At 68.6% G+C, this 24,019-nt stretch carries 20 protein-coding genes and 1 pseudogene; 11 read left to right on the forward strand and 10 right to left on the reverse strand.

The window, feature by feature from the left end; all coding sequences use genetic code 11:
• Positions 1–239 precede the first annotated feature (239 nt).
• The 3 genes from OG883_RS32735 (at position 240) to OG883_RS32745 (ending at position 3,430) form a co-directional block, all read left to right on the forward strand.
• On the forward strand, positions 240–1,208 hold the full coding sequence (locus tag OG883_RS32735; RefSeq protein ID WP_266548489.1) for an ATP-binding cassette domain-containing protein: 969 nt from the start codon (positions 240–242) through the stop codon (positions 1,206–1,208).
• Positions 1,205–2,002, forward strand: a complete 798-nt coding sequence (locus tag OG883_RS32740) for an ABC transporter permease (protein ID WP_266548492.1) — start codon at positions 1,205–1,207, stop codon at positions 2,000–2,002. Before OG883_RS32735 ends, OG883_RS32740 begins: the two co-directional genes overlap by 4 nt.
• Positions 2,003–2,167: 165 nt before the next feature.
• Positions 2,168–3,430 (forward strand): cytochrome P450, encoded by a 1,263-nt coding sequence (locus OG883_RS32745; RefSeq protein WP_266548495.1) that lies wholly within the window; start codon positions 2,168–2,170, stop codon positions 3,428–3,430.
• Between the two features lie 71 nt (positions 3,431–3,501).
• Here OG883_RS32745 and OG883_RS32750 read toward each other — a convergent pair whose 3' ends face one another.
• From OG883_RS32750 to OG883_RS32765, 4 genes and pseudogenes are all read right to left on the reverse strand, one after another.
• Complete coding sequence (locus OG883_RS32750; protein WP_266548498.1) at positions 3,502–6,720, reverse strand: BTAD domain-containing putative transcriptional regulator; 3,219 nt, start codon at positions 6,718–6,720, stop codon at positions 3,502–3,504.
• Between the two features lie 732 nt (positions 6,721–7,452).
• Complete coding sequence (locus OG883_RS32755) at positions 7,453–7,626, reverse strand: hypothetical protein (protein WP_266549714.1); 174 nt, start codon at positions 7,624–7,626, stop codon at positions 7,453–7,455.
• Positions 7,623–7,946, reverse strand: a complete 324-nt coding sequence (locus OG883_RS32760) for a hypothetical protein (RefSeq protein WP_266549716.1) — start codon at positions 7,944–7,946, stop codon at positions 7,623–7,625. The genes OG883_RS32755 and OG883_RS32760 overlap by 4 nt, the downstream gene beginning before the upstream one ends.
• A 565-nt stretch (positions 7,947–8,511) precedes the next feature.
• Positions 8,512–9,189 (reverse strand): annotated as a pseudogene (locus OG883_RS32765) (ice-binding family protein); the annotation flags it as partial.
• Between the two features lie 837 nt (positions 9,190–10,026).
• On the opposite strand from OG883_RS32765, the gene OG883_RS32770 reads away from it, so the two are divergent.
• Both OG883_RS32770 and OG883_RS32775 read left to right on the forward strand, forming a co-directional pair.
• Positions 10,027–10,944, forward strand: a complete 918-nt coding sequence (locus OG883_RS32770; RefSeq protein ID WP_266548501.1) for a hypothetical protein — start codon at positions 10,027–10,029, stop codon at positions 10,942–10,944.
• Positions 10,945–11,402: 458 nt separating this feature from the next.
• Positions 11,403–12,638, forward strand: a complete 1,236-nt coding sequence (locus OG883_RS32775; protein WP_266548504.1) for an IS701 family transposase — start codon at positions 11,403–11,405, stop codon at positions 12,636–12,638.
• A 160-nt stretch (positions 12,639–12,798) separates the two neighbouring features.
• On the opposite strand, the gene OG883_RS32780 is transcribed toward OG883_RS32775, so the two are convergent.
• Positions 12,799–13,911 carry an IS630 family transposase gene (locus tag OG883_RS32780; RefSeq protein ID WP_266540984.1) on the reverse strand — a complete coding sequence of 371 codons (1,113 nt, stop codon included), beginning with the start codon at positions 13,909–13,911 and terminating at the stop codon, positions 12,799–12,801.
• Positions 13,912–13,985: 74 nt separating this feature from the next.
• On the opposite strand from OG883_RS32780, the gene OG883_RS32785 reads away from it, so the two are divergent.
• Positions 13,986–14,285, forward strand: coding sequence for a hypothetical protein (locus tag OG883_RS32785; RefSeq protein WP_266548507.1), 300 nt, complete (start codon positions 13,986–13,988; stop codon positions 14,283–14,285).
• A gap of 173 nt (positions 14,286–14,458) precedes the next feature.
• On the opposite strand, the gene OG883_RS32790 is transcribed toward OG883_RS32785, so the two are convergent.
• The 4 genes from OG883_RS32790 to OG883_RS32805 form a co-directional block, all read right to left on the reverse strand.
• The gene (locus OG883_RS32790; RefSeq protein WP_266548510.1) at positions 14,459–14,758 is read right to left on the reverse strand and encodes a DUF1496 domain-containing protein; all 300 of its coding nucleotides are present in this window, start codon (positions 14,756–14,758) and stop codon (positions 14,459–14,461) included.
• 257 nt (positions 14,759–15,015) lie between these two features.
• Positions 15,016–15,645, reverse strand: coding sequence for a hypothetical protein (locus OG883_RS32795; protein ID WP_266548513.1), 630 nt, complete (start codon positions 15,643–15,645; stop codon positions 15,016–15,018).
• A 395-nt stretch (positions 15,646–16,040) separates the two neighbouring features.
• Complete coding sequence (locus OG883_RS32800) at positions 16,041–17,462, reverse strand: hypothetical protein (protein WP_266548515.1); 1,422 nt, start codon at positions 17,460–17,462, stop codon at positions 16,041–16,043.
• Positions 17,463–18,159: 697 nt separating this feature from the next.
• On the reverse strand, positions 18,160–18,705 hold the full coding sequence (locus OG883_RS32805) for an EF-hand domain-containing protein (protein WP_266548518.1): 546 nt from the start codon (positions 18,703–18,705) through the stop codon (positions 18,160–18,162).
• 1,037 nt (positions 18,706–19,742) lie between these two features.
• On the opposite strand from OG883_RS32805, the gene OG883_RS32810 reads away from it, so the two are divergent.
• The 5 genes from OG883_RS32810 to OG883_RS32830 all read left to right on the forward strand — a co-directional run bounded on the left by OG883_RS32810 (position 19,743) and on the right by OG883_RS32830 (position 23,471).
• Positions 19,743–20,090: a MerR family transcriptional regulator gene (locus OG883_RS32810; RefSeq protein WP_266548527.1), complete on the forward strand. Its 348-nt coding sequence runs from the start codon at positions 19,743–19,745 to the stop codon at positions 20,088–20,090.
• Positions 20,091–20,539: 449 nt separating this feature from the next.
• Positions 20,540–20,743: a cold-shock protein gene (locus OG883_RS32815; RefSeq protein ID WP_100580096.1), complete on the forward strand. Its 204-nt coding sequence runs from the start codon at positions 20,540–20,542 to the stop codon at positions 20,741–20,743.
• A 371-nt stretch (positions 20,744–21,114) separates the two neighbouring features.
• A complete protein-coding gene (locus tag OG883_RS32820) occupies positions 21,115–22,659 on the forward strand; it encodes a DEAD/DEAH box helicase (protein WP_266548533.1) in 1,545 nt (514 codons plus the stop codon).
• 115 nt (positions 22,660–22,774) lie between these two features.
• Positions 22,775–23,110, forward strand: a complete 336-nt coding sequence (locus tag OG883_RS32825) for a CBS domain-containing protein (RefSeq protein ID WP_266549681.1) — start codon at positions 22,775–22,777, stop codon at positions 23,108–23,110.
• A 52-nt stretch (positions 23,111–23,162) separates the two neighbouring features.
• Positions 23,163–23,471, forward strand: coding sequence for an SCO5918 family protein (locus OG883_RS32830; protein ID WP_266548535.1), 309 nt, complete (start codon positions 23,163–23,165; stop codon positions 23,469–23,471).
• A gap of 133 nt (positions 23,472–23,604) precedes the next feature.
• Here the strand turns inward: OG883_RS32830 and OG883_RS32835 are convergent, their stop codons facing one another.
• Positions 23,605–23,955 carry a MerR family transcriptional regulator gene (locus OG883_RS32835; RefSeq protein WP_266548538.1) on the reverse strand — a complete coding sequence of 117 codons (351 nt, stop codon included), beginning with the start codon at positions 23,953–23,955 and terminating at the stop codon, positions 23,605–23,607.
• Positions 23,956–24,019: the final 64 nt, after the last annotated feature.

The raw sequence follows: 24,019 nt of genomic DNA on the forward strand, positions 1-24,019 counted from the left end.
CCGCGGCCCCGCCTGCCCGGCCCGGCCCGGCCCGGCCCTGCCCTGCCCTGCCGCTCCAGCGTGCTGCCCAGCATCAGATGCGCGTAGTGCAGAGGCCGTCCGGCCGGCGGAGGAGCGGGGCGGGCGGCCTGCGGAAGCGCCGGGCCGGCAGCCGGTTTCCCTGTCCGGTTCACGGGTGCCGTACCGCGTGAAACCGCAGTGAAACCGCGGTGAAGCCGACCGCACGCACGCTCTGCGGCATGACTTCACACCAACGCCTCACCCCGACCCAGGCCATCGCGGCCACCGGGCTGCGCAAGTCGTACGGCGACAAGGTCGTGCTCGACGGCATCGATCTGAATGTCGCCAAGGGAACGATCTTCTCGCTGCTCGGCCCCAACGGCGCCGGCAAGACCACCGCGGTCCAGATCCTGTCCACGCTGATCAGCGCCGACAGCGGACGGCTGAGCGTTGCCGGGCTCGATCTGGCCACGGACCCCCAGGCGGTACGTGCCGAGATCGGTGTCACCGGGCAGTTCTCGGCGGTGGACAACATGATCACCGGCGAGGAGAACATGATCCTCATGGCGGACCTGCACCACCTGGGCCGCCGCGAGGGCCGGCGCCTCACCGCCGAGCTGCTCGAGCGGTTCGATCTGGTCGACGCGGCCAAGAAGCCCGCCTCCACCTACTCCGGCGGTATGCGCCGCCGGCTCGACATCGCGATGACCCTGGTCGGCTCCCCGAGCGTGATCTTCCTCGACGAGCCGACGACCGGGCTCGACCCGCGCAGCCGCCACAACATGTGGGAGATCATCCGCGAACTGGTGGCCGGCGGTGTCACGGTCTTCCTGACGACGCAGTACCTGGAGGAGGCCGACCAGCTCGCGGACCGGATCGCGGTCCTCAACAAGGGGAAGCTGGTCGCCCAGGGCACCCCGGACGAGCTCAAGCGCCTCATCCCCGGCGGTCATGTCCGGCTGCGGTTCGGCGACGGCACCGCATACGAAGCGGCCGTACGCGCCTTCGGCGTGGGTCTGCACGACAGCGACGCGCTCACTCTCCACGTCCCGAACGACGGCAGCGTACGCGGACTGCGGGCCGTCCTCGACGTGCTCGACGCCGCGTCGATCCAGGTCGACGAGCTGACCGTGCACACCCCCGATCTTGACGACGTGTTCTTCGCGGTCACCGGCCGCCCCGACAACGAGAAGGTGCAAGCCCGATGAGCTCGAAGACCACTCCGTCCTACGCCCTGCGCGACTCCGCGACCATGCTGCGGCGCAATCTGCTGCACGCCAGGCGCTACCCCTCCATGACGATCGGCGTCGTGGCCATGCCGATCATCATGCTGCTGCTCTTCGTGTACGTCTTCGGCAGCGCGCTGAGCAGTGGGCTCGGCGGCGGCGGGGACCGCGCCGCGTACATCGCCTATGTCGTACCCGGAATCCTGCTGATCACCGTGGGCTCGGGGGCGACGCCGACAGCGGTGGCCGTCTGCACCGACATGGCTGAAGGGATCGTCGCCCGCTTCCGCACCATGGCGATCTCCCGCGCCTCTGTCCTGATCGGCCATGTGGTCGGCAGTGTGATCCAGACGGTGGTCAGCCTGACCCTGGTGGTCGGTGTCGCTCTCGCCATCGGATTCCGGTCCAGCGCGACGCCCGTCGAGTGGCTGGCTGCGGCCGGGATCCTGACTCTGATCGCCATCGCGCTCACCTGGCTTGCGGTCGGCCTCGGCCTGAAGAGCCCGAACCCCGAGGCGGCGAGCAATGCCGTGCTGCCGCTCTCCTTCCTGCTGCCCTTCATCAGCAGCGCCTTCGTACCGGTGGACTCGATGCCGTCCTGGATCCGCTGGTTCGCCGAGTACCAGCCGTTCACCACCGTCATCGAGACCCTGCGCGGCCTGCTGACGGGCACGGAGATCGGCAACAACGGGCTGTTCGCCGTCGCCTGGTGCCTCGCCCTCACCGTGGTCGGCTACCTCTGGTCGCAGAAGATCTTCAACCGCGACCCCCGATAGCCCGGAACCGGGACCCCAGCCCGGGACCCCAGCGGGGAACCCGAACCGCGACCCGGGACCGCGACCCGGAACCCGAACCGCGACCCGGAACCCCTTGCCCCGGAACCCCTTGCCTCGGAACCAGAACCGCAACTCGCCCCGGAAACCAGCCCAGGAGGGACAGCCATGTCCGAGTCCGTCGTCCACCTCACGCCCGAGCTCGTGGAGAGCCCGGTTCCTGGATACGCACAGCTGCGGGAGCAGGCCCCGCTCGTCCGCGTGACCCTGCCGGGGCTCGAGACCCCGGTCTGGCTGGCCACCCGCTACGACGACGTCAAAGCGGCGTTGAGCGAGCGGCGGCTGGTCAGGGACCGCAGCAAGATCCCCGATGTGGAGGAGGGGCCCGACGCCACGGCCGAGCTGATCGAGGTGACGCATGCCTTCCCGCCGGAATACATCAAGTATCTGGATGGCCTGGCACTGTTCGACGGCGACGAGCACACCCGCCGGCGCACCCACCTCACACGTACGTTCACCGCCCGACGGGTCAACGCGCTGCGCCCGCACATGGAACGGACCACGGCGGACCTGCTGCGGGCCCTTGCCGAAAAGAGGGAGGCCGACCTGCTCGGTGACTTCGCCTACCCCCTGGCGACCTCCCTCATCTGCGAGCTCATCGGCGTCGACGAAGCGGACCGGCGGCAGGTGGGCGCATGGATCCATGACTTCGCCTTCGGTGACCCCGACCGCAGCATCGCCGGCCTCGCAGGCGTCGTGGACCATGCCAAGGAGCTGATAGCGAGACGCCGTTCCGCACCCACCGACGACCTGATCTCCGCCCTGATCCGGGCCGGCGAGGGAAACTCCGGCGATGAGGGCTCCGGCGGGGGCCCGGGCCCGCTCACCGAGGACGAGATCATCTCGATCGTCTTCCTGCTGATCAACACCGGCATCACTCCGCCCGCCCTCTTCTTCGCCCACGCGGTACTCGCCCTGCTCGACCATCCGGACCAGCTGGCACGGCTGCGCGCGGAACCGGAGCTACTGCCGCGTGCCGTCGCCGAGTTGCTGCGCTGGGTCACCCTCGTGCGGATCGGGGCCACGATGTACGCGACCGAGGACTTCGAGTTCGCCGGGATTCCCCTCAGGCGGGGTGAAGCCGTGACGGCCGCCCTGCTCGCCGCGAACCATGATCCGCAGGAATTCGACGGCCCCGAACGGCTGGACATCGGCCGCGAGTTCGGCCGCGGCGACGGCCATATCGCCTTCGGGCACGGCCCCCACTACTGCCTCGGGGCCACCCTGGGGCGCCTGATGACCGGTGTGGTCTTCGATCAGCTGCTCATCCAGCGACCAGGTCTGTCGCTCGCTGTGGGGCGCGACGAGCTGGAGTTCGGCCACTGGCCGGGGGACGGCTTCCACCTGATCCGGTTGCCGGTACGTCTGTAGGGCAACCCGGCATGACGCTCCAGCTCCCAGACCCCCCAGAGCCCCACACCCGTCGGCCCCCCGCATCCGCCTCAGAGCGGGACCTGCGCCTGCTCCCGCTCCTGCAGCACTGTCAGCGCGGCAGCCCGCAGTTCGTCCCGGTCCAGGGCGGCGTACTCCGACACCGCGTCGGCGTACGCCGCCCTGTCGGCCTGTTCGGCCGTGTGCCGGGCCCGGGTGGAAGACATGGTGGGCTGGAAGTTGCGCGCATAACGGAAGCGTTCCGCCAGGGCGACAAGCCGCGTCCCCGACCTCCTGCGGTGCTCGTCGCCCGTACGCACACTGTGGTCGAGGTCGACCATGCCGAGCGCGAGCAGCAGCGCACCGCAGACCGGAAAGATCACCAGGGCCGGCAGGGTGGCGCCGCCCGTCAGCAGCGTGGAAAGCCTGTGCTGCAGAACGCCGGTGATCTCCCCGACGAGGTCGAGCCGGCCGTGCCGTGCGTGGGCGACCACGGCGGCGGCCTGGACCTCCAGGGCCCAGGGCTCCAGGTCCAGTTCGGCGCCGAAGACCGGGCCCGCGCTGTTCCTCACCTGATCGACGGACCGGCGCCACAGGCGCAGGCCCGCTTCGGTCTCGCCACGCGCGAGTGAGATCTCCGCGCGCGCCCCGAGGCGGGGCGTGAGGACCTCCAACATCTCCTTCGGCTGGTTGAGCACCGCTTGCTCCAGCCAGTGCTCCGCCTCGTCGAGGTCACCGGTCTGCAGGTTGGCGAGCACTATTCCCCACCGGATGCCGAGCGTGTCGGTCCACACCCCGAGCCTGTCGAGGACGTTCAGAGCCGACTTCATGTGGGGCAGTGCCTCGTCCCCCCGCTCCGCCTGGAGGCAGAGTTCGCCCATCCGTGAGGGGGCCATGACCTGGATCCACGGGATGCCCTGGTCCTCGAAGGCCGCGATCATGCGGCGGGCCGCCGTCAGCGCCCGGTCCAGGTCGTACTCGCTCTCCCACACAAAGCTGGCCATGCAGTTGGCGACGCCGGCGAGCAGGGGCTCGTCGCTGTCGCACAGCGCGTTCAGCGCCGAGTGATCCGGGCCCAGGAGCTCGGGTGCGGCGCACAGCACGGTCGAGAGGGCCCCGATCAGCGTGTCCGGCGAGGCCGGTGGCAGCCGGCGCAGGGTGACGAGGGTACGTACGGCCGCGGGACCGACGCCGAGGAACAGATTCGTGGTGCAGACGGCCGCGGCGGTCCGGGTGACCTCGACGAAGCCGGGCCCGGGCCGGAAGTGGGAGAGCAGCGGTCCGGTGTCCTCCGTGAGCGGGACGAGGCGGGTGTAGTTGGCCTCGGTGGTCCACAGGGTCCCGAGCACCGCGGTGGTCGCCGCGACCGTGGCGCCGTCGCCCCGGGCAAGGCCGAGGCGCAGGGCCTGGACGAGGTTCTCCTGCTCGGCCCTGATCCGCTCCCACGAGGCAAACGGGTCGGGCCCGAAGGGCGCATCGTGGTGAGCCACCCCGAAGTCCCGTGCCCACGCCATGAACTGCCCGGCCACACGGGCGTCTTCGCCGGCCTCCGCCCGATGGGCCGTACTGAATTCGCGTACGGTCTCCAGCATTCCGAAGCGCGTGCCGGTCGCGGTGTCACCGACCTTGAGCAGCGACTGGTCGACCAGGTCCTCGATGACCCCCAGGACGTCGCTGCCGGCCGGGCCGGCGAACAGTTCGTCGTCGCCGAGCAGTCGCTCTGCCGCGTCCGCCGTGAAGCCGCTGGGAAAGAACGACAGGGCGCGCAACGCCGCCTGTCCGGGCGGGTCCAGGAGGTTCCAGCTCCAGTCGACGACGGCGTGCAGAGTGCGGTGGCGCTGCGGTGCGTCCCGCGCCCCGCCCCGCAGCAGGGCGAACCGGTCCTCGAGCCTGCGGGCGATCTCGCCGACCGACATGACCCGCACCCGCGCCGCTGCCAGCTCCGCGGCGAGCGGCAGCCCGTCGAGATGGCGGCAGAGCTCGGCCACCGTCTCGGGGGGCAGTTCGACACCGGGTCGGGCGGCCCGCGCCCGCTGCTCGAACAGCTCGACGGTCGTCGGCAGATTCAACTCCGGCAGCAGATACACCGATTCGGAGGAGATGCCGAGAGGGGCCCGGCTGGTGGTGAGCACCCGCAGGTCGCGGGTCACCGACACCAGGGCCTGCACCAGTTCTGCCACGCCGCGGACGACCTGCTCGCAGTTGTCGAGCACCAGGAGCGCGGGACCGGGGCCGAGGGCGCCCGCGATGCAGGTGAGGACATCCGCCGGGATGGCGAAGTGGCTCACCGGCATGCGCAGCGACTCACCGACGCCGAGAACCGAAGCAACCTCTCCGGCTACGTCGTCGTCGCTGGTGAGACCGGCGAGCGCAACGAGGTGCACCACCCGCTGCTCCGCCTCGCGGCTCACCACGTGCGCGAGCCGGGTCTTGCCCAGGCCGCCCGGCCCGACGATGGAGGTGACCCGGGACGTACGCAGCAGCTCCGCAACCGCGGCGATGTCGGCGTCGCGGCCGAGCAGCGGGTTGGGCTCGTACGGCACCCCGCGGCGGACCGCGGGCGCCTCCCCGCGCAACAGCTCCTCGTGCACGGCCTGCAGCGCGGGCCCCGGGTCGGTGCCGAGCTCGTCGCGCAGCGTTCGGCGATAGCTGTCGTACGTCGCCAGGGCGGCGGAAGGCCCCGCGGTGGCCGCCTCGCAGCGCACCAGCTCGAGCAGCACCTCCTCGTCCCGCGGCAGCTCCCGCACCAGGCGGGTGAGCGGCTCGACGGCCTCGGCCCGGCGGCCGAGCCGCGCGAGGGCCACGGCGCGGACCCGTATGAGCGACCGATGCGTCGGTGCCCGCTCGGCACGCAGCGCGGACACCGGGTCGCCGGGTATGGAGTCCTGACGGAACGCGCCGTCGACACCCCACAACGCAAGCCCCGCCTCGGCGTGCGCAAGCGCCGCCGCGTGGTCCCCGGCGCGGGAGCGCTCCGCGCCCGCGGAGGCGCGGAGAAGGACGGCGGAACTGTCTACCTGGTCCTCGCCGAGGGCGAGTCGGTAGCCGGTGGGGGTGCTGGCGATCACGTCGGCGCCGAGGCGTGCCCGGGCGCGCGAGACAAGGATCTGCAGCGCCTTGGTCGGGTTGTCCGGTTGCTCGTCCGGCCAGAGCCCGTCCACCAGGAGAGCGGTGCTGCACCCTGTCCGCAGCTCGCCCGCGAGGAGGGCCAGCAGGCCGCGCAGCCGGGGGGCGGTGATCTCCTGGTCGCGAAAGGAGACCTGCGATAGCAGCGTCAGCTCGGTGGTCACCAGAGAAGGTTAGCCAGCGGTCCGCCGCCGAAGGTCGGCGCCGGCCGTGGGCTCCAGCCCTCCACGGCGACGTCATATCAACCCCAACGGCCAGTCGGCCCCGGCGAGGCCATCTTTCACCGGCCCCCGAACCCATTGCGCGGCCGGCGGCATGCATATCCGGTCAGGGCCCGGTGTCCTTCAAGCTCTCGCCGTCGCCCAGCCAGTGCGCGCACCCCCGCCCGCGCTCCGGGGCGGCCGCGGAAACAACGATCAGCAGCGGCACCAGTGTGAGGAGCCCGAGCGCCGCGAAACCCGGTGCACACGACCACAGTTCGAGGTCGTTGAACCGCTTTGAAACGCTTCCACCCGCGCCTGACCGGCGAGTTGGCGGATCACGCGGCGCAGCCGTCCGTACGGAAGAGATGAACGGCCCGCGGCATCGGATGGATGCATCGGCATGCATGTCGACTGCCGCGGTCGATGACATGGCATGGGGAGGGTGCGACGGCAGGTTCCGGGGTGCCGGCGCCACCGTTCGCCTGCGCGAGGGCGGCTGAGCCCCCGGACGTTGTGTCCAGGGGCTCAGCCGCCGAACTGCGGCCAGGACCTCCTATGTGCTTGATCGAGCGTCAGCTACCTGTCGTCGGCGCGTGACCAGCCGCCGGTGACGGGAAGGCAGGTGGTCCGGCGATCCTGCCGAGCGCTGGAGACGGACTGGTCAGGGGCATGAGGCGGTCACGCCTGCGATGGTTAATCCTGTCGAGTGGTTGTACCTCGCCGGATTCTCCTCATGGCGATGACGACCGAGCCTCCGATGACGAGCGCGGCCGCAGAGGCGGCCATGATGCCGATATCGCTGCTTGCGCTGGCCTCGGCGAGGTCTGGCGACACCTCCTCCGACTGCCGGCCGATGGTGCCGCTCACGCCGGCGACTTTGATGCTGCTGATTGCGCGGCCGTCACCCTCGCCGTCTTGATCACCGTGGTGGTTGCCTTGCTCGTGGGGGCCTCCTTCGTGGTCGCCTTCGTCGTGGTCGCCTCCTTCGTGGGGGCCTCCTTCGTGGTCGCCTTCGTCGTGGTCGCCTCCTTCGTGGGGGCCTCCTTCGTGGTCGCCCTTGTCGTGGTCGCCTTCGTCGTGGTCGCCCTTGTCGTGGTCGCCTTCGTCGTGGTCGCCCTTGTCGTGGTCGCCGTGACCGTGACCGTGGTCGCCGCTGTCGCCGCTGTCGCCCTTTTCGCCCTTGTCACCGGGAGGTCCCTTGGGCCCTTCAGGTCCGGCAGGTCCAGCGGGTCCGGCAGGTCCAGCGGGTCCGGCAGGTCCCTCAGGTCCCTCAGGTCCCTCAGGTCCCTCAGCTCCCTCGGGGCCGGCAGGTCCGGCGGAACCTGTGGGTCCGGCGGAACCGGTGGGGCCGGGAGAGCCGGTCGGACCAGGAGCGCCGGGGGCGCCGGGGGAACCGGGGCTACCCGTCGGGCCGGGAGAGCCGGGGGCGCCGGGGGCGCCGGGGCTACCCGTCGGGCCGGGAGAGCCGGGGGAACCGGGGGCGCCGGGGCTACCCGCCGGGCCGGGAGAGCCGTTCGGACCAGGAGCGCCGGGGGAACCGGGGGCGCCGGGGCTACCCGCCGGGCCGGGAGCCCCAGGCAGACCAGGCGAGCCCGCGGGTCCAGGAGACCCGGTGGGTCCGGGGCTGCCCGTCGGTCCAGGAGGACCGCTCGGTCCGGCAGCTCCAGGCGGGCCAACGGCGCAGGCCGCCCTCGTAATGACGTTGTTGTCCATCGTGACCGCGCCGTTACGCGCCAGGGCGCGGCCTTCGATCACGGCGCTGTTGTTCAGCGTGATGGACGTCAGGGCCAGGATGTTGCCCTTGAATTGCGTGGTCGTGTCGAGGGTTGCGGAGCTGCCCACCTGCCAGAACACGTTGCAGGCCGCTGCTCCGTTGGTGAGGGCCACGACGCTCCCCGGAGCCGTGATCAAGGTCGAGGGGATCTGGAAGATGAAGACGGCCTCGGGGTCGTTCAAGCCATCGAGAGTCACCATCCCGGTGATTCCCAGTGACGACGAGGCCGTGTAGACGCCGGGCGTCAGTGTTTGTCCGCCGATATCGGCTGAAGTGGCGGTTCCGGGTCCCCGGCTTGCCGCGTCGTTGTAGGCGATGACGAGGTCGGACTTCGCCTGTGCGGCGGCGGGGTTGTTTACGTTCTGCGTTCCATTGACAATGCCGGGCGGAAAGCCGGTCACCGCTGTGCCCGGATGGAGCCCCAGGTTGCCGTTGATGACGGTGGGGTTCGTATTGGTGATTGTCGAACCGGCCAGGACCGCGTAACTGGTGGCGGTTCCCAGTCCCACGGGGGCTTCTGCGGCGTGAGCGATGCTCGGGACCAGCGTGACCGCCGCCAGCAACACCGCTCCGGGCAGCAGGAGGAGGCGCTTCATGAGTCGAGTGCGTCTTCGTCCGCGGCCTGACGGGGCGGACAGGGTGGCATCCACAGCCATAGGACAGACCTTTCTTGTGGCTGCTGAGCTCAGTGGCTCGGCATGGGGGTTCCGAGCGCCCGTGGTGACTTCTGGTCAGGCCACAAACCCCCGTACTCGTTTCGATTTCCGCGAAGCTTTGTTGCAAGCGGCGGACCACGGTGTGAATGCCTACGGGGTAGTGATGTACCGCAACTCACTCACTAGGCCTGATAATAGGAACATAAGGATGGGTGTGGAGCGGGCAATCAACAGGGCGATTCGTTGCCGTGATTTCGGTATTTCACCCGTTTCGCCTTCGGTGCGCCGTCAGGGCGCTCGTGAAATCCGGCAGCAGGTTCGGGCGAGCGCCCAGGCGTATGCGTAGGCCCGGAGCGAGGTGAATGGGCGCTCCTTGCCCACATGGGCCATACCGCCGAACCCACGGTGTGGTCGGCGTGTCGCACCCTCAGGTTCGCGGGACCCGCGACACGTTCCACCGGCGGTGCCCCGGACTCCTTGAGGACGGGGTGCCCTGATGAACACGGCCATCGACGAACTCGTACGCCTCTTCCGGCCACCCCCTGGCCCTGGCGGGCGAAGCCCTAGGAGAGAGCTGCGCCCCGCTCCAAGAGCCGGGCGGCCTGGTTTGGCAGCTACACCCGACCGCGAGGCGTCGCCACGGTCCGATGGGAGGCCAACCATTCGGCTCACGTCCTCCGCTGCCCGTACGGGGCGTCGGAACCGGAGGAATCCTCGAGATCGTCTCTGAGATCGCGCCGGTTGCCCACCAGCGTTGCGCCGGCCGCGGCACCCAACGACCAGACGCGGCAACCCCACCGCCCGCCGGCTGACAAACCCAGGAAAAGGAGCCAAGCCATGAAGTTCTTCAGGTCCAAAGCCTCTGCCTCGCACGACCCCCACCTCCCCGCGCTGACGACCGATCAGGCCGAGCACCTGCGTGAACTGGTACGCCTTCACCACTCCGGCCGCGGCACACCGGTCACGGTCACCGGTGACACCGTCCACGCGCCGCAGGGCACCAGGGCCCTGCACAACCTCGCCGAGATGTGTCGGCGCGCCGACGCGCGGGTCTGGCCTCAGCTCGTGGACCAGCATTTCAGTGCCCTCGACAGCGCCTCTCGGGTGACGCTGGACACCCCCGACCAGATACTTCAGGACACCTATCTCCGCCTCGTCCCCGAGGACGCCATCCCACCGGAGGCGGCACCCTCATTCCAGTACGCCCGGCACATCGCGCCCGGACTGCTTGAAACACTTGCACTGGACCTGCCCGATGCAGTGCGGATCCTCGACGACCAGGCCGTGGCCCGAGCGGGCGTTGAACAACTGAGGGCCGCCGGTCGCGCCAACCTGATCAAGGAGCCCGTCGAGTACGACGTCACGCGCGCACAGAGCGGCGCGAGCATGCACATCGTGTCGGGCCAGTCGATGTTCATAGCAAGCAAGGCGCTGGTTCTCGACGACCTCGTCCGCACCGTGACCGGGCGTGAACTTCCCGAACACGGAGCTCTGTTCACCGTCCCGAGTCGGCACTACCTCGTCTTCCACCCGCTGGCGGACCATGAAGTGGTCGATGCGGTCAATGACCTGTCCGCCTTCGGTCTCGGGGCTTACCAGGACAATCCGGGACCGCTCTCGCCGCGGCTGTACTGGTGGAACAAGGGCACGGTGTCCTGCCTCACTCACATCGACGACGAGACGCGTTCCTTCTCCATCGCCCCGCCCGACGAGCTGATGGCCATCATGCGTCGTCTGCACGCCGCGACCGCATAGTGAGTTCTGTCCAGTCGAGCGCGTGCGTAGCCAGGTGGCGAGGTCTTCTGCCGTATCGGTGCCGAGGAAGACATACCCCTGCGCATCGTCCCGGGCAGCTCTCACGCGCACATGTGAGGGTGCGGTGCGCATGGCGGAACGCCGGGCGCTTCAGCCCGGCACTGGTAGAGGCGAAGATCGTGTTCCTTGAGTACGGGCCGGCATCAAAGAAGGATCAGTGGGGCGTTCCGCCGAAGTGGACCAGTCCTGACTGGACTGGAGGACTGAGCATCATGCAGAGCAACACATCAGGCGGGTCGGCCGCGGATGTATCGAACTGGGCTGAGGGGGCGCAACGCAACGCGGCCAACCTCGCCGCGATGGTTGGTGTAACGCAAGAGCAGTTCGAAGTTGACCCACTAGTAGTACTTCGTTAGGTCGATTTGGGGGTGTGGTGTTGGTTCGGGCATGGTGGTGCGGTGGACTTGGGGGAAGTTGAGGGACTGCGGGGCGAGTTGGCTGCGTTCGTGGCTGAGGTGTTCGCTTCGGTGCCGCGCCGGGATCAGCGGGCGAAGGGCGACTGCTATCTGCGTGGGTTGATGCTGGACGGGCGGAGGAAGTCGATCCAGCCGATGGCTGAGCGGCTGCCGGATGGTGATATGCAAGCCTTGCAGCAGTTCGTGAACCAGTCGCCGTGGGACCACGCAGCGGTGCTGCGGGCGGTTGCCGTCAAGACGGTGCCGGTCGTCGATCCCATGGTGTGGGTGATCGATGACGTGTCGTTCCCGAAGGACGGGAAGATGTCGGTGGCAGTGGCCCGGCAGTGGTGCGGGGCCCTGGGGAAGCAGTCGAACTGCCAGGTCGCGGTCAGCTTGCATGCCGCGTCGGACACTGCCTCCGTGCCGGTCTCGTGGCGGCTGTTCGTCCCGGCCGAGTGGGATCAGGATGCTGAGCGCCGGGCCAGGGCAGGGGTGCCCGAGGAGGTGGGGCACCGGGAGAAGTGGCGCCTGGCTCTGGATCTGATCGACGAGGCGATCGCCTGGGGCCTGGCGCCCAGGGTGATCGTTGCGGATGCCGGATACGGCCAGAACACCGCGTTCCGTCAGGCACTGTGCGACCGCGGTCTGGACTTCATCGTCGCCGTGCGGGCCGACGAATCCGCCCACCGTCACGATGCAGTGCCCACGGCGCCGGTCTGGAGCGGAAGGGGACGCAAACCGGCTGCCCGCTACCGCACCCCGGCGCTGCCGCTGAAGGCCCTGGCCCCTGCAGAGGGACGCAGGAGCTACCGCCAGGCGACCTGGCGCAAGGGCTCCAAAGGCCCGATGCGCTCGCGGTTCAAGGTCCACACGGTGCGTCCGGCCGGCGTCGCGACCCGCAGAGTTGCGATTGCCCAGGCGGGCGGCTCCACCGCCTGGGACGGCGTTCTGCCTACGACCACCCTGCTGAGCGAGTGGCCCACCGGAGAGAAGGTGCCGACCGAGTACTGGCTGACCAGCCTGCCCGCCGACACCCCGTTGCGAGACTTGGCCCGTCTGGCGAAGATGCGCTGGCGTATCGAGCACGACTACCGAGAGATGAAACACGGCCTGGGCCTGGACCACTTCGAAGGCCGCACCTGGCGCGGCTGGCACCACCACGCCACCCTCGTCACCGCCGCCCACGCCTTCCTCACCCTCCGCCGCCTCGACCCAAAAGCAACAGCGCCGGCCTGACCTTCTACCAAGTCCTCCACACCTTGCAGGACCTGCTGTTGTGCTGGACCGGCGCGTGCCCCACCTGCCACCGCCAGTTACCAACACCCACGAGGAAACAACACCCCCCACCCGACTCAACCTAACGAAGTACTACTAGTGTCTCGTGATTCTGTTCATGTCAGTTCGAGTTGTTATTGACGAGTTTCTTCACGTTGGTCGCGACGAGTCGGACCTTCGCGAGGACCTCGCCGGAGGTCGCGGTCCAGGTGAACGGTTTCGCTGTCGTGTTCCAGGAGTTGATGTAGTCGCGGATCTGTTTGATCAGGACGTTGACGCTGGAGAACGTGCCGCGGCGGATGGATTGCCGGGTGAGGATTCCGAACCAGATCTCGATCTGGTTCAGCCACGAAGAACCGACGGGAGTGAAATGGAAGTGGACTTGCCGGTTCTTGACCAGCCACTCCTTGACCTCGGGTGTGGTGTGCGTCGAGAGGTTGTCCAGGACGACATGGATGTCCTTCCCGGCGTACGGTTTCACCGCCTTCTTCAAGAAGGCCAGGAAATCCTTGCCGTTCCGGGTCGGCCTGCACTCGCCGAGCACTTCACCGGTGGTCACGTTCAGGGCGGCGAACAGGTTCGTGGTGCCGTGCCGGACGTAGTCGGCGGTGCGCTGCTCGCTCGCCGCGAAGGCGACCGGCAGCACCGGCTGGGTCCGGTCCAGAGCCTGGATCTGCGTCTTCTCGTCGATCGAGAGGACCACCGCGCCACCCGGCGGAGCCAGATACAGGCCGATCACATCGGCCACTTTCTCCGCGAACGCGGGGTCTTTGGAAATCTTGAAGGTACCCAACCGGTGCGGCTTCAGGCTCTCCTCCCGCCAGACGCGCGCAATGTAGTGCCAGGACACGGTGATGTTCTCGGCCCGCTCCAGATACTTCGCCAACTCCCGCGTGGACCAGTGCGAAAGCCCCGTACGGTCCGGCGGCGTCATGCGCGTCAGCGCAATCACCCGGGCCCGCACCCGCGCCGGCACCTGCTCCCGCGCGCCACCAGGACGCTCACCTTCCAGCCCGGCCAGGCCCTGCTCGGCATAGCGGATCTTCCAGCGGTCCACGGTCGGCAGCGACACCCCGAGCAGCTCGGCAATGTCCTTGCGCCGACGCCCCTCACTCGACCACAGCACGATCCGGCCCCGCGTTGCCATGTCCGCAGGAACATCCCGACTGTTCACCAACTCCCGCAACTCGGCGGCCTGTTCCACGGAGAGCTCCACACCAGAAGACCCTGCCATACAAGATCAAGTAACGCTGACGGAATCACGAGACACTAGCGGCTCTACCTGGACTTCAGAGCTACGTCTCACGTTTGCCGCTGGGCGAGTTCGAGCAGTCGGACTGGATCACGCTCCACACGGATCTCGTGTCGGTCCTGGGCGATGTGCTGGTGCGTCGACGAGGGGGCTGCTGGAAACTGATCGACGACGAAAAGTCGCCGGTCGGCTATCGATATGTCATTGAAGCCGCCGGGCTTGATGGGAACCTGTATCAGGTCGAGCCTTATGGCGTTGTCATGGAGGAGTTCGAGCACCTTCCCATCGAAATCACTCGCATGATCGCAAATGCCGAGGCGTTCTTGCGTGTGACAGTGATTCCGAGTGAAGGCTGACTGAGGACTGTCCCGTAACTACTGGTCACGGGTGAGATGATCTTGCCCTTGACATCGAACTCACGATCCGAACTGCGCCAGCAGGTGAAGGCGTGCCCGTGGGGAGGCCCGTTCGGCTGTGGGGAGGCGCCCCTCCCCACAGCCGAACGGAAGCTGCGAGCTGTCGCGTCGTTTCACTTGCGCGGTGGTGTGATCGGCGGCTTCTTCACCGAAACCTTTCTGGCGGCCGGACCGACGTCATGCCATCGCCCATCCGACCTGCACTCGTACTTGCGGCCATCGCTATTGACGACGCCGCCCTCGCTGTAGTTCTTATTTCCCCACGTGCAGGTCGCCGCGCCCGGCCCACCACCGGGCTGCGGAGGCAGGGCTTGAGCGGCTGTGGCCGGCCCGGCAAGCACACCGGCAGCGGTGGCGAGGCCGAGGACCGCCAGAAGCGTCCGCCGACGGGCGGAGGTCTTGGTCGTGGTCATGGGGGAGGTCCCTTCTGATCGGGGTGGAAAGCATTGGCTCAAGGTTCTCCACGTGATCAGCCGCGGGCCAGCCCCGGGAATTCGGGGCTTGACGTCAAGCGCCAGCTGTGGAATGGGACGGGCTTCGGCGCATGGCGTACCAGCTCGGCAAGCTGCGACAGCAGTCGGGCAGCCGCGGAAGTCAGCCGGCCCGGGCCGCTGCTTCCTGCTGCCGAGCTGTGCAGTGGCAGCAGTAGGACTGCAGCATGGCCTGGCTGTTACTTCACGGCCCACTTCAGCGGGGGCTGGTAGTAGCCCCTGGAGTAGGTGACGTTCGTGACCGTCTTGCCCTCGGGCACCAGGAACGGCGCACACCTCGTGTGGTCTTCGCCCTTCTGCCACGGGGCGTCGGGATCGTCGTCCTCGCAGTCGGCGGGCTTGCTGCTCAGGTCGAGGCCGAGGATGAGCAGTTGCTGGACCGGCAGGTCGCCCTCGATGAGGACGCCGACATCCGACATCACCATCGGACCTGTCATCGGAGCGTCCCCTCCGACGAGCTTGGCGTTGACGTACACCCAGGCCGGGGCCCAGCCCTTGTACTTCGGATCATCCAGTTCGTCCAGGTCGGCTGCCTTGCCCACGACCACCCGCTGCGGGGTGATGGTGAACTTGCCCGTCTTCCCCTTGCTGTCGAGTTCCACCGTCTCCCGGCTCGGCTGCCCGACGCGCAGCGGCTTCTCGGGGGCCGACGAGGCCTTCGACGGCTTTTCGGCGCTGTCGCCGTTCGGGCCGGTGGAGGTTCCGCAGGCGGCCAGGAGCAGGAGGGCGAGTGCTGTTCCGGCGGTGCGTGCGGAACGTCGCGTTGTCTCGGCCCGTATGTGCGTCAGCACGTGATTTCCCTCGTTCATCCGTGTGTCGTGGGCTTGGCGCTGCGAAGGAGCCGACGGAGCCTGCACGACACTGTCACGCCCGAAGTGTATTGATCGCGAGCGTTGTTCACGGTCGCGTGCCTTGATCACGGCGAAGGCAACGCTTTGGTGGAGGTGTTCCGGGCTCCATGCCACGCACCCACCCTGTTCGTGTCCCACGGGAACCGCCGCCGCCTGTCGTTGACAGGCGGCCGTTGCTTCGACGTCGGGGTCAGCGGCTGCCGTCGGCTGCGCCGTGCCCGGACGCATGCGGGTCGGCTTCGCGCCGCCCGCCCCGGCCACCGGGTCCAAACGCACAGTGCCGTGCCGGGAGCCGGGTCGAGGTGAAGACCTTCCCGCGACCGGGCCCCCGGGACTACGCGGCCCGCGCCGGACTACCCGGCCTGCGACGGGAACACAAAGAAGCCCTTGTCCGTGCTGAAGTAGCCGTAACCGGAGGGCCGGGAGAACAGCGGGACGTTCTCCTCGGGAAGGCTCTTGGAGAGCACCTTCTTCGTGCGGGAGTCGACAGCCAGCACGGCCTCCCCGCCCCCGTCCGCGGTGCCGTACAGCACGCCGTTCGGCGAGAAGCGCAGCGGTGTCATCAGGTTCTCGCCGTCCTGCTGCGCCCACACCTCCTTGCCGTCGGCGAGCTGCCATACGGCGGTGCCGCTCTCCGTCGCGGCCGCGGCCAGCAGGCGGTCGGGGGAGATGACGGAGGAACCCTCGGTGTTGATCGTGTCGTTGGGGCTGTCGGCGTAGGCGTACTTGGTGGAGCCGCCGATCTGCTTGCCGCTCGTCAGGTCGTACGTCGCCGTGATCCAGGTGTCCGTGGAGAAGGCGCCGGCACCCCACGCGGTGAGGATCCGGCCGTCGCGTACGTCGAGTACGCGGACGGAACCGCTGGTCCGCTCCTTGTCGTCGTTCAGCTCCACGCCCTGGGGCGGGGTGACGTCCGCGGTGCTCCACACCTTCTGGCCGGTGGCGAGGTCGGACATGACGAGCTGCTCCGGCGCGTCCTCGTACGTGGACGCGTTCTCCACGTGGAAGGCGTACTTGCCGGTGATCAGCGGGGCGTGCGCCTGCCCGCCGTCGATGTCCTTGTTGCGCGGATCGAAGGAGCAGCTTGCCTGGAGCCCGGTGCAGGTGACCTTGCGGGGCTTGCCGCCTTCGATGGGGGTGAGCTGCAGGCTCGCCTGGTCGGCCTGCTCGATGATGTGCCCCTCGTGGACGTGGAAGTCGCCGCCCTCGTGCTCGGCCTTCCCCAGCTGCGCGCCGTCGCTTCCGTAGACGGTGACCGTGGTGATGGTCTTCTCCGCGCTCAGCCCGTCGGACTCCGACGTACTGCTGGTGCGCACCTCCAGCGCCGGAACACCGTCGCGCCAGGTTGCGGCGGCGACTCGGGTGGCCGTCACCTTCAGGTTCTTGCGTACGGCACCGGTCTTCACGTCCCGGAACTCCAGGGTGAGGGACTCGGGTTCGTCGCTGCTGTGAAGGGTGCCCGTCGTGCCGTCGACGGGCTCGTTCTCGTACAGCCCGCCGGTTGAGTATCCGCCGTCGGCGTCCTTGATGAAGAGGAGGGTGTCACCGAGGTCGATGGCGTCGGCGGGCGGCAGGCTCCAGGCCTGCTTGGCGGCGAGGCCGGGTATCGTGGGGCCGTCGTAGACCGGACCCTTGGCCTTCGCGTCGTTCGCCGGGGCTCCAGAACTGCCGTTCTTGCCCTGCGCGTTGGATTCCGAGTCGTCGGAGGAGCCGCAGCCTGCGACAAGTCCGAGCGACAGAACGAGGCCTGCGGCCATCACTGTGTACTTGTTCATGTCCCCGTTGTTCCGTCCTGGCGGGCATTGGTGCGCATGTGTTCCGCACGATGATCTGGCATGCTCACGGCAGCATAAATGCACGGTTGAATCCGTGATCAAGAGGCATCCCGGAACCGCGCATCCCGAACCGCGCACGACACCATGACCGCCATGAGGCCGCCCGCAGCTCCGGGGGGCCGATCACGCCATGGCCAGGTCACGGGACCGGTACCCGAGTGCGTACGCTCGAAAGACACCCGTCCGAACACTGGAGGTGTCCCCATGGGCGGTCACCGCTTTCACCTGGACCGGGAGGGGCATTCGATCACCGTGCAACTGAGGCCGGCATCGGGCGAGACCGAGCTCCTGGTCGACGGCAAGGTGGTCGGGTACCGCCGGGGGCACGGCAAAGAAAACGTACGGCTGGACGCAGAACTGCCCGGTGAGCCGCCACAGCCATTCACGATCAGCGTCGACTGGCCTCAAGGCGCTGGAGACGTGCCCGTCTGCGTGATGGAGTCACAGGGGACGAGCCGTCCGATGCCCGACGTGCCGCTGAGCCACGGAGAAGCGGCGGACCCGACGGGCCGGCCCGCACGCCCGATGCGGCGGATGCGGCGGATGGTACGCCGACGCCTCAGGCACAGCTTTCGGCGCCGGTAGCGTCCCTTGGCCGGGAGACGGCCGCCCACGGTCAGGGGCGTGTGGCATCGGCTCAGTAGACGCCGAGGAAGATGCCGCCCGGTGTGTTGAGGTCGTCGTTGTAGAGGTGGAATGCGCGCAGCGACCTGGCGACCTCCCGCTGGGAGATGAACGCGTCTCCGTCCAGGTCCAGTCGCCGGAAGACGAGCGCGGCGTCAGCGCCGGAGATATCGCAGAAGGCCAGGTACCTGGCGAACTCGTCCCTGCTGATCCGCTTGTCGCCGTCGGCGTCCAGGACATTGAAGATGGCCTGCGCCAGGTCCTCGAGCAGGTGGGACGCGTTCGTGCCGTAGCCCGCGGCGCGGTGCGCCGCCACGAACTCGTCCTGGGACAGACGGTCCTGCCCGGGGGTCGTCTGCGCCAGAAGCCCCAGCCATTGCGACCAGTACGCCTTCTCCAGAGGTTTGATCCTGGAGTCGCTCTTCGTCAACGCATAGCCGGTCGCGTACTTGTCCACGATGCGCTGGTGGTCGTCCCAGGTGACAAATCCGTCTTCGTCGGTGTCCAGGACCGCGAAGAGCTGCCGGAGTCGGCGGGTGATCGGATCGAACGTCGCCATGCGTTCCGTGTCCTTCCGGTGGAGGTGGTTGCGGATGGTGCCTGCACACGGCTGTGTGCCGGCATCGCGGCCAGTGTCGTTCGTTCCCGAGCGGTGTGGCGGCTCCACGGCCACGGCGTACTCCGACGTGTCAGACGCCCAAATGCTGCCGGAGGTTCACCGTACGCCGGACGATCACACGGCAGACCTGGACTGCTGGCGGCAGGCATCGTGAAGTGGTTCCGCGTTGACGCCGCTGAACTGCGAAAACGTGTCCCGGGACGGTGGCTGGGTGAGTGTGACGGCGCCGCTGATGACCGTGATCGGCCGCTCGGAAGGCACGGGCAGGACCCGGACAGGGCACGACCGACAGCGGCGGGCCGCAGTCCGTCGACCGTTACGGGCAGTGAAGGCGATCAGCCGCGGGCGGGCGGGTGGATTCGGGCTCTCGTGCCCGTGGTGGATTCGGGCTCTCGTGCCCGTACATGCCAACCCGCTCCTCCAGGGTGAGGCCTGATTGCACGGGTCTCCGCCGCATGTCGTGAAGAGCAGATAACTTCTCGCCCCGACTCGGAGGAATCTATCGTGGCTGCGGTAGACATTGCGTGCTCGCATGGCTAGAGTTCCTGACGTAGCCAACGGAGTCAGCACGGCGCGGCAGAGACGAACTGGCGCGAGCAGTACACGGCACGGCAGTGGAGTTGCGGGGCCAGGAAGTGCAGGGAGGTCCCGCGGCTGGTTGCCGGGTCGGGCGGCCCCAGGGGTCGCCGAGCGGCACCGTGTTCAGAGCAGTACCGGCCCGAAAGAAGATGAGTAAGAGAGGAGAAGACGCCATCAGGATCGCCCGAGCGGGGTTCCAGTTCGCTCGGGTACCGCAGGCCCCGGAATGGAAGGTGGTCCCCGGTCACGCATCCGCGATCCCCGTCTCTCCGACCTCCCAGGCGGACATGCGGAAACCGAAGGTCGGCGCCCCGCGCCGATAGATGGTGTTGAAACCCCTCGGGGCCCCGGTGCCGTACGGCACCGGGGCCCCTCGACGCGTTCCAGAAGAGGTGCAAATGCCCCCAGAAATCCCATCGAGCACCAGCGATCGATTCGACGATGACGACTACCCCGCCTACACCATGGGCCGCGCCGCCGAGATGATCGGCGCCACACCCGGCTTCCTCCGGGCCATCGGCGAAGCCCGTCTGATCACCCCTCTGCGCTCCGAAGGCGGTCACCGCCGCTACTCGCGCTACCAGCTGCGGATCGCAGCCCGCGCCCGTGAACTCGTCGACGCCGGCACGCCGATCGACGCCGCCTGCCGCATCGTCATCCTGGAAGACCAGCTCGAAGAAGCCCTGCGCCTCAACGAGGAACTGCGCAAGCCCACAGCAGGCGCGGGCGGCACCACCGGATCCTGAACGCCCGTGCATCGGCGAACCCTCGCTCGCCGGGCCGGCCACGGGCCGCCCGGGCGGAGCACGGTGTTCGCCGGCCGGGGAAACAGGCGGGCGGCACTCCAAGGGGCGTCGTCGCACGCCGCCGCCCCTTGGAGTGCCGCAGAACGCTGCGCTCCGCGCAAGCAGATATCTATGGCCGCAGACGCAGAAATTAGCGCAATGTGCGGTGAGGGTTTATGGCCTGACCGGCGGAGTGATATTACTTGCCGCGCTCGGCTGCTTGCGTCGTGCTACCGTTGGTCTCAGTTGCAGTTGTGGTTCCCAAAGACTTCAAGTGCATTTACCGGCTTCCTGTGCCGGTGGGTGCATTTTTGTATTTCCGGTGTTGCTTTCCGGACGGGGCAATCATCGCGGCGACTCGGGGCTCGCACAGTGCGGGCCCCTGGGCACTGCCCCGAAGGAGATATGACATGGCTACTGGCACCGTGAAGTGGTTCAACGCGGAAAAGGGTTTCGGTTTCATCGAGCAGGAGGGTGGCGGTCCTGACGTGTTCGCCCACTACTCGAACATCGCCGCCCAGGGCTTCCGTGAGCTGCAGGAAGGCCAGAAGGTGAACTTCGACGTCACGCAGGGCCAGAAGGGCCCGCAGGCGGAGAACATCACCCCCGCCTGACGCTGAGGCGTACGGCGCAGCTGGGGCCCGCACCATCGCGTGCGGGCCCCAGCTCGTTGCTCTTCCAGGGCCTGCCCTGTGCGCCGTGACGGTCTCACGAGCGGCGCGACCAGCGTATTGCCCTGTTGTCTCACCCGTATGGCGGACGCTCCGCCCATGGCTCCGGACGTAGGTCCGTCAGAGCCCCCTGATTCGGCACCCCGGGCCGCTCTGTCCGGATTATGCCAGTCATCTCAACGCGTCGGCCCGAGCTCTTTCCTTGTCGGCCCGGCTTCGTTTTCGTCTTTTCTTCGGCTCGTTCTTGCGATTCTCTGCGCTGTTCAGTGCTGCCGGGAATTCCTCGATACGTGCCGCATCGAGGAAGGTTCTGCATGAACCGTAATGCCCGCACGAACGACCGCTACTCCCGCTCCCGTACGGGCGGTTCCGCCGGCTCTGCAGGCTCTGGGGGTTCCGGCCGGGACGGCCGCTTCCGCTCGCAGGCGACGGGCCGGCCGGCCGGTTCGGGCCGTTCCGGCGGCTACGGGCGCCGTCCCGCCGCGGTGCAGGGCGAGTTCGCGCTCCCCAAGACGATCACTCCGGGCCTGCCCGCCGTCGAGGCGTTCGCCGATCTCGACATGCCCGCCCCGCTGCTGGCGGCGCTCAGCGCCGAGGGTGTGACCGTGCCGTTCCCGATCCAGGCGGCGACTCTGCCGAACTCGCTGGCCGGCCGTGACGTCCTGGGCCGCGGACGCACCGGATCGGGCAAGACCCTCGCCTTCGGCCTGGCGCTGCTGGCCCGCACCGCCGGACAGCGCGCCGAGCCCCGCCAGCCGCTGGCGCTGGTCCTTGTCCCCACCCGGGAGCTGGCCCAGCAGGTCACCGACGCACTCACCCCCTACGCCCGGTCGCTGAGGCTGCGGCTGACCACCGTCGTCGGCGGGATGTCCATCGGCCGGCAGGCCGGCGCCCTGCGCGGCGGCGCCGAAGTCGTCGTGGCCACCCCCGGACGGCTCAAGGACCTCATCGAGCGCGGCGACTGCCGCCTGGACCGGGTCGCGATCACCGTCCTGGACGAGGCCGACCAGATGGCCGACATGGGCTTCATGCCCCAGGTCACCGCGCTCCTGGACCAGGTACGCCCCGAGGGCCAGCGGATGCTGTTCTCCGCCACCCTGGACCGCAACGTCGACCTCCTGGTCCGCCGCTACCTGCACGACCCCGTCGTCCACTCCGTCGACCCCTCCGCCGGCGCGGTCACCACGATGGAACACCACGTACTGCACGTCCACGGCGCCGACAAGCACGCCACCACCACCGAGATCGCCGCCCGCGACGGCCGCGTGATCATGTTCCTGGACACCAAGCACGCCGTCGACCGGCTCACCCAGGACCTGCTCAACAGCGGCGTACGCGCCGCCGCACTGCACGGCGGCAAGTCCCAGCCCCAGCGCACCCGCACCCTGGCCCAGTTCAAGACCGGCCACGTCACCGTCCTGGTCGCCACCAACGTCGCCGCCCGCGGCATCCACGTCGACAACCTCGACCTCGTCGTCAACGTCGACCCGCCGACCGACCACAAGGACTACCTCCACCGCGGCGGCCGCACCGCCCGCGCCGGCGAGTCCGGCAGCGTCGTCACCCTGGTCCTGCCCAACCAGCGCCGCGACATGACACGCCTGATGGCCGACGCCGGCATCACCCCGCAGACCACCCAGGTCCGCTCCGGCGAGGCCGAACTCAACCGCATCACCGGCGCCCAGGCACCCACCGGCATCCCCGTCACCATCACCGCACCCGTCACCGAACGCCCCAAGCGCAGCACCTCCTCAACGCGCGGCCGACGCAGCCGCCCCGCCCAGGCCCGACGCAACAACGCCGCACCCCAGACACGCACCGCCACCTCACAGCGGTCCTCTTTCAGCAGCGCCGCCTGAGTCAGAGCCGACGCGCCCGGCGCGTTGGTCCACCGAATACGGAAGGTGTCCAGTGACGCTGTTTCTCGCGCAGCCGTGGCAGACGGACAGCACCGGTCTGACGGCCGGCGACGCCATGGGCTCGCCGGGGCCGCAGGTCGGCGACGACATGATCGTTGATCTGGCTCTGTCGGTCCTCATCGGCGCCGGCGTCGGGCACCTTCTGGTCCGCGACGAGGACGGTCGGTGTGCCGGCCTGGTCACCCGGGCCCAGCTCACCGCGTACCGCAGAGGCTCCTGGTACTCCGAGCGCACCCGCCTGCGGGACATCGTCCACGACCGGGGACCGTTCACCTCGTCCGTCACCTCTGTGCACGAAGCGGAACGCGTCATGAGGAGCCGGAAACTCGCGGCCTCACCAGTGATCGACGAGGACGGCTACACCCTGGGCGTCCTCGCCCTCGCACGCTGATCTCCCTCCAGCCGGCAACTCTTCCGGCCCTCTTCAACCTTGCTGAGGCACTATGCGCTGCGTCATCGCCCGCTTCCCCTTCGACCTGGTCAAGAGCGAGGTACAGGCGTCGATGAAGGGAATCAAGCCCGAACCCGTCACAGGGGAGTCCGTGATCATCGGGCGCCGCCACTACCCCGTCAAGCAAGTGGGTGAAGTGATCACCAGGCAGGACCGCCGCGACTTCACCGCCAGTGAAGTGACCAGGGCGCTGATGCGGCTCGGCTTCACATGCCGTGCTGTCCCGCCGGTTGTCCCAGCCACTGTCCCCACCCCGCTCCAGACCGCGTCAGCCCTGCTCGGAACGCCCGCGAGCGCGTGACAAGGGGGCGGTGAAGAAACCGGTGAGGGAAGCGTGACGATCGGTGGGTGGGGGAGGCGTCGTGCCGCCCTCGCCCGCCGGCTCTGCGAACGCTTGCGTGCAACCGGTCTGCCGGGTCTGCGCGTTGACGAGCTCAGTCGGAGCTCTCGTCCGGTTGTGCTGCGGCGCGGCGGAATTCGGCGTTGATGCGCTGGGCCTCCTCGAGCTGGTCCTCAAGGATGACGATGCGGCAGGCGGCTTCGACCGGGGTGCCCTGGTCGACGAGCTCGCGGGCGCGGGCCGCGATCCGCAGCTGGTACCGGGAGTAGCGGCGGTGGCCGCCCCGGGAGCGGAGCGGGGTGATCAGACGGGCCTCTCCGAGGGCGCGGAGGAAGCCGGCGTTGGTGCCGATCATCTCGGCCGCCCGCCCCATCGTGTAGGCGGGGTAGTCGTCGTCGTCCAGGTGACCGCCGAGCGGGCCTGAAGGGTTCTTCTCTGCTGTCATCTGCACCTCTGCCAGGACTCCATGGAGGGAACACGGAGATCGGGGAACGCGTGGAGGGGCCCTG

Source organism: Streptomyces sp. NBC_01142, assembly GCF_026341125.1.
Classification (GTDB): domain Bacteria; phylum Actinomycetota; class Actinomycetes; order Streptomycetales; family Streptomycetaceae; genus Streptomyces.

Excerpts from the sequence above, each read along its gene's own strand:
- OG883_RS32805 (WP_266548518.1), bottom strand. The coding sequence starts at position 18,705 with ATGGCGACGTTCGATCCGATCACCCGCCGACTCCGGCAGCTCTTCGCG.
- OG883_RS32825 (WP_266549681.1), top strand. The coding sequence starts at position 22,775 with ATGGGCTCGCCGGGGCCGCAGGTCGGCGACGACATGATCGTTGATCTG.
- OG883_RS32770 (WP_266548501.1), top strand. The coding sequence starts at position 10,027 with ATGAAGTTCTTCAGGTCCAAAGCCTCTGCCTCGCACGACCCCCACCTC.
- OG883_RS32790 (WP_266548510.1), bottom strand. The coding sequence starts at position 14,758 with ATGACCACGACCAAGACCTCCGCCCGTCGGCGGACGCTTCTGGCGGTC.
- OG883_RS32795 (WP_266548513.1), bottom strand. The coding sequence starts at position 15,645 with ATGAACGAGGGAAATCACGTGCTGACGCACATACGGGCCGAGACAACG.
- OG883_RS32820 (WP_266548533.1), top strand. The coding sequence starts at position 21,115 with ATGAACCGTAATGCCCGCACGAACGACCGCTACTCCCGCTCCCGTACG.
- OG883_RS32835 (WP_266548538.1), bottom strand. The coding sequence starts at position 23,955 with ATGACAGCAGAGAAGAACCCTTCAGGCCCGCTCGGCGGTCACCTGGAC.
- OG883_RS32740 (WP_266548492.1), top strand. The coding sequence starts at position 1,205 with ATGAGCTCGAAGACCACTCCGTCCTACGCCCTGCGCGACTCCGCGACC.
- OG883_RS32815 (WP_100580096.1), top strand. The coding sequence starts at position 20,540 with ATGGCTACTGGCACCGTGAAGTGGTTCAACGCGGAAAAGGGTTTCGGT.
- OG883_RS32780 (WP_266540984.1), bottom strand. The coding sequence starts at position 13,911 with ATGGCAGGGTCTTCTGGTGTGGAGCTCTCCGTGGAACAGGCCGCCGAG.
- OG883_RS32830 (WP_266548535.1), top strand. The coding sequence starts at position 23,163 with ATGCGCTGCGTCATCGCCCGCTTCCCCTTCGACCTGGTCAAGAGCGAG.
- OG883_RS32810 (WP_266548527.1), top strand. The coding sequence starts at position 19,743 with ATGCCCCCAGAAATCCCATCGAGCACCAGCGATCGATTCGACGATGAC.
- OG883_RS32745 (WP_266548495.1), top strand. The coding sequence starts at position 2,168 with ATGTCCGAGTCCGTCGTCCACCTCACGCCCGAGCTCGTGGAGAGCCCG.
- OG883_RS32735 (WP_266548489.1), top strand. The coding sequence starts at position 240 with ATGACTTCACACCAACGCCTCACCCCGACCCAGGCCATCGCGGCCACC.
- OG883_RS32800 (WP_266548515.1), bottom strand. The coding sequence starts at position 17,462 with ATGAACAAGTACACAGTGATGGCCGCAGGCCTCGTTCTGTCGCTCGGA.